The organism is Stenotrophomonas sp. P5_B8, assembly GCF_054049855.1.
The window spans coordinates 1-4,969 of sequence record NZ_JBFULO010000283.1; the positions used below are offsets into that span (position 1 = coordinate 1).

At 66.3% G+C, this 4,969-nt stretch carries 4 protein-coding genes; 2 read left to right on the top strand and 2 right to left on the bottom strand.

The features are described from left to right. Positions 1-156: 156 nt before the first annotated feature. Positions 157-2,004, bottom strand: a complete 1,848-nt coding sequence (gene rpoD / locus ACXJKH_RS14450) for an RNA polymerase sigma factor RpoD (RefSeq protein WP_256775925.1) — start codon at positions 2,002-2,004, stop codon at positions 157-159. Positions 2,005-2,093: 89 nt separating this feature from the next. Continuing rightward, positions 2,094-2,534: a D-aminoacyl-tRNA deacylase gene (gene dtd, locus ACXJKH_RS14455; protein ID WP_457320262.1), complete on the bottom strand. Its 441-nt coding sequence runs from the start codon at positions 2,532-2,534 to the stop codon at positions 2,094-2,096. A gap of 85 nt (positions 2,535-2,619) precedes the next feature. Between dtd and ACXJKH_RS14460 the strand changes: the two genes are divergently transcribed. Beyond that, on the top strand, positions 2,620-3,537 hold the full coding sequence (locus tag ACXJKH_RS14460; protein WP_457320264.1) for a lauroyl acyltransferase: 918 nt from the start codon (positions 2,620-2,622) through the stop codon (positions 3,535-3,537). A gap of 69 nt (positions 3,538-3,606) precedes the next feature. After that, positions 3,607-4,743, top strand: coding sequence for a GTP cyclohydrolase II RibA (ribA, locus tag ACXJKH_RS14465; protein WP_256775928.1), 1,137 nt, complete (start codon positions 3,607-3,609; stop codon positions 4,741-4,743). Positions 4,744-4,969 lie beyond the last annotated feature (226 nt).

A 4,969-nucleotide genomic window follows, 5' to 3' on the forward strand; every position in this document is an offset into this window, starting at 1 on the left:
TGGCATTGATTTTAATCGACTTATCTTCACTACCCTCTGAAAGGCGCAATAATTAAGTTACGTAAACTGTAACGAAATMATCGGCCAGTCCTTGGTCATCACCCAAAAAAAACCCCGCCGAAGCGGGGTCTTTCCATCAACGCACCCGTCCTGGAATCAATCGATATCCAGGAAGCTGCGCAGCTGCTCGGACCGGCTCGGGTGACGCAGCTTGCGCAGCGCCTTGGCTTCGATCTGGCGGATGCGCTCGCGGGTGACGTCGAACTGCTTGCCGACTTCCTCGAGGGTGTGGTCGGTGTTCATGTCGATGCCGAAGCGCATGCGCAGCACCTTGGCTTCCCTCGGGGTGAGGCCGGCCAGCACGTCGCGCACGGTTTCAGACAAGTTGATGTTGGTGGTGTTCTCGATCGGGGACTCCACGTTGGTGTCCTCGATGAAGTCGCCCAGATGGGAATCCTCGTCGTCGCCGATCGGGGTTTCCATCGAGATCGGCTCCTTGGCGATCTTCATCACCTTGCGGATCTTGTCTTCCGGCATGTCCATTTCCTTGGCCAGCTCCTCCGGCGTGGCCTCGCGGCCGTACTGCTGGAGCATCTGGCGGGAAATGCGGTTCAACTTGTTGATCGTTTCGATCATGTGCACCGGGATACGGATGGTGCGCGCCTGRTCSGCGATSGAMCGGGTGATSGCCTGRCGGATCCACCAGGTCGCATASGTSGAGAACTTGTARCCMCGRCGGTATTCGAACTTGTCCACGGCCTTCATCAGGCCGATGTTGCCTTCCTGRATGAGRTCRAGGAACTGCAGSCCGCGGTTSGTGTAYTTCTTGGCRATGGAGATCACSAGGCGCAGGTTGGCCTCGACCATTTCCTTCTTGGCCTTGCGCGCACGCGCCTCACCGTAGGCCATGGCGCGGCTGATTTCCTTCAGCTCGTCCAGTTCCAGCCAGGTGGTCTTTTCGATGTCGATCGTCGCCTGCTGTTCGGCGATGATCTGGTCCTTGACGTCACGCAGGGCCGAGGACCACTTCTGCTTGCGCTTCAGTGCGTCTTCCACCCACTCCAGGTTGGTCTGGTTGCCTTCCCAAGAGCGGATGAAGTCCTTGCGCGGCATGCGCGCRGTCACGGTGGCCAGATTCAGCACGCGGCGCTCGTGGGACTTGATGTCGGCCATGACGTCGCGCAGCTGCTTGACCAGTACGTCGGTCAGCGGCAACGGCAGCTTCAGGGTCACGAACACGGCGGCCATGTCGTCGCGCAGCTTGGCCAGCGGCTTGCGGTCGCCCTTGGCGGCAGCCTTCTTGAACGCGGCATACGCATCGCTCAGGGCCTGCATGCGGCGTGCGACTTCTTCCGGGTCCGGACCGGTCGGGCCGGCTTCTTCTTCAACGTCGTCGCCGTCTTCTTCGTCGTCGGCGTCGTCCTCGGCATCGTCGCTGGTGTCTTCGGCCACGGCCGGGGCCGGGACTTCCTCGACCAGGTCGTTGAAGCCGACGATCACTTCGGCCAGGCGCTTCTTGCCTTCCTTGTGCGCGTCGTAGTCGGCCAGCAGCGATTCCACCGATACCGGGAAGGTACCGAGTGCGGCCTGGACCTGGCCCAGACCTTCTTCGATGCGCTTGGCGATGGCGATTTCGCCTTCGCGGGTCAGCAGCTCGACGGTACCCATTTCGCGCATGTACATGCGCACCGGGTCGGTGGTGCGGCCACCTTCGGTGTCGAGCGCGCTCAGCGCGGCGGCAGCTTCTTCAGCCGCGGTGTCATCGACTTCGCGGTTGCCGGTGTTGCCATCGTTGAGCAACAGGGTTTCTGCATCGGGCGCAACTTCATGGACATCAATGCCCATGCCGTTGATCATGCCGATGATATCTTCGATCTGCTCCGGGTCGACGATGTCGTCGGGCAGGTGGTCATTGACTTCGGCGTAGGTCAGGTAGCCCTGTTCCAGGCCCTTGCTGATCAGAAGCTTGATGTCGTTTTGCTGGGCAGGACGTTCGTTGGCCATGTAGTGCTCGCGCCACCGGCTGGGAGAGGGAATAGAACCTAGCATTATACCAGCCCGGCGCCCCGCGTTCCCGGGCGGTGGTCCCGGGGCTAGGGTCTGAGCAGGAAGGTCACTGGACCATCGTTGACCAGGCTGACAACCATATGGGCACCAAACTGGCCGGTTTCCACCCCCGGGGCGTGTTTTTGTCTGCAGATATCGACCAGCCGATTGAATCCGCGTTCAGCCTCCGGTGGCGGCGCGGCGGTACTGAAGCCCGGCCGCATCCCGCTGGAGGTGTCGGCGGCCAGGGTGAACTGGCTGACCAGCAGCAGCCCGCCGCCGGTATCGCGGAGTGATCGGTTCATTTTTCCGGCCGCATCGCCAAAGACACGGTAACCGAGCAGGCGATCGGCCATCCGGGTGATCTGGGCCTCGGTATCGCCCGGCTCCATGCCCACCAGCGCCAGCAGGCCGGGGCCGATCTGGCCGACGATGGCGTCCTCGACGCGGACACTGGCGTGGCTCACGCGCTGGATCAGGACAAGCATGGACACGGCTCCGCAACTGAAGGCGGCCCACCTTAACGCGACCGCGCGCCGACACGCTCGCCGCCAGCGGCTAGACTTTGCAGTGATGAAACCGCACACCACTGCCCGCCTGGCCTATCGCGCCGCCGCCCTGTTCACCCGCCTGCCCTGGTCCTGGCTGCGAGGCTTCGGCGCCGCACTGGCGGGCCTGTGGATCCGTCTCAACGCCCGTGAGAGTCGGGTCACCCGGCGCAATCTGGAACTGGCCTTCCCCGAACTGACCGATGCCCAGCGCGCGGTGATGCACCGGCAGGTGCTGCGCTCCACGGCGATGCAGGCGGTGGAGACCCTGCGTCTGTGGACCCGTCCGCGTGAAGCGAACCTGGCCTGCCTGGTCGAACGCCATGGCGAGGCGCTGTACGACGCCGCGCTGGCGGCCGGCAAGGGCGTGATCGTGGCCGCCCCGCACCACGGCAACTGGGAGTTGTTGAACCAGTGGCTGGCCTCGCGCGGTCCGATCGCCATCGTCTACAAGGCGCCTGACGAGGCGGTGGGCGATGCGTTCCTGCAACTGGTCCGCGGCGGCGACAACGTGCGCCAGGTGCGTGCCGAAGGGCCGGCGGTGCGCCAGCTGTTCAAGGTACTCAAGGAGGGCGGCGCCACCGGGATCCTGCCCGACCAGCAACCCAAGGCCGGTGACGGGGTGTTCGCGCCGTTCTTCGGCGTCGAGGCGCTGACCATGACCCTGGTCAACCGGCTGGCCGAACGCACCGGGGCCACCGTACTGTACGGTTGGTGCGAACGGATCGGCCCGGACATGCAGTTCGCCCTGCATATCGAGCCAGCCCCGCCCGAGGTCGCCGACCCGGACCCGCGCACCGCCGCGACCGCCCTCAACGCCGGCATCGAGCGGATCGCCCGCCGCGATCCGACCCAGTACCTGTGGACCTACAAGCGCTACACCCTGCGCCCGCCGGAAAGCGGCGAGGTCGATCCGTATGCCACCGAAGAACACCCGCACTGAGCGCGACGCTCTGTCGCGTCCCTGTCGCGATTGGAATCGGTGCCACCCGTCCCCACTGTGAAAGCCATGATGTCCCCCACGGCCCCTGCCATGTCCGATGCTGCCTCTTCCCTGTTCGGCGACCCGGCCGCGATCCGCTGCGAACGCGCGGTTGCCGAGCTGCGTGCCGGCCGCCCGGTGGTGATCGACGACGGCCACGGCCAGCGGCTGGCTTTCATCGCCCTGGACAGCAGCACCCGCAGCAGCTTCGGCGCTTTCGCCCAGGCCGCCGCTGACCGCCACTACCTGTTCCTCACCGCCACCCGCGCGCGGGTGCTGGGGGTCACTGCCGAACACGGCGCGCGCGTGCCGCTGGCCGGGATCGATTTCGATGCCCTGCCCTCGCTGAGCTACCTGCGCGAACCCGAGGCAATGCCGCCAGGCTGGAGTGCCGGCCAGGCACTCGACGACGGCGCGGTGGAAGTGGCGCGGCTGGGCCTGTTGCTGCCGGCCATGGTCGGGGTGTTGCTGGACGCCGATGACAGCCGCTTCGACGGCTGCGCGCAGGTGTCGCTGTGCGACCTCAGCCAGGGCGCCGAGCAAGCCGCGCATGCCTATGAGCTGGTGGCACGCTCGCCGGTGCCGCTGCGCGAGGTGGGCATGACCGAGTTCGCGGTGTTCCGCGGCGGCGTCGCCCAGCGCGACCAGGTGGCGGTGATTGTCGGCACCCCGGACCTGTCCGGCGTGGTGCCGGTCCGGGTGCATTCCTCGTGCCTGACCGGCGACCTGTTCGGCTCGCTCAAGTGCGACTGCGGCGACCAGCTGCGGCGCGGCCTGCGCAAGCTCAAGGAACTGGGCGGTGGCGTGCTGCTGTACCTGGACCAGGAAGGGCGCGGCACCGGCATCGCCGCCAAGATGCGCGCTTACGGTTACCAGCACGACGGACTGGACACCATCGACGCCGATGCGCAGCTGGGCTTCGGCGCCGACGAGCGTCGCTACGGCAGCGCGGTGGCGATGCTGCAGGGGCTGGGCGTGCACCGCGTGCAGCTGCTCAGCAACAACCCGACCAAGGCCCAGCGCCTGCGCAACGCCGGCATCGACGTGGTCGACTGCGTGCCGGTGACCGGCGACATCACGGTCGAGAACGAGCAGTACCTGCGTACCAAAGCCGAGCGTGCCGGGCATCTGCTCGACGTGGACGCGCTGATCCAGGCCGCGCAATAGCGCGCGGCAACCTGCTACCGTCAGCGCGACGGGCGCACCACCAAAGGGACGACGCCCGGCATGTTCCCCCTGCCGAGCACCCTGCCTTGCCCGACACCATCGTTACCCCTGCGTTCGCCACCCCGCCACCGCTTCCGGCGTTGCCACCGTTGCCCGCCAGCGCCGACTGGCAGCCGCTGCCACTGCGCGCGGCCAGCATCGCCGCCGCCGCCGGTGCGATCTCCGG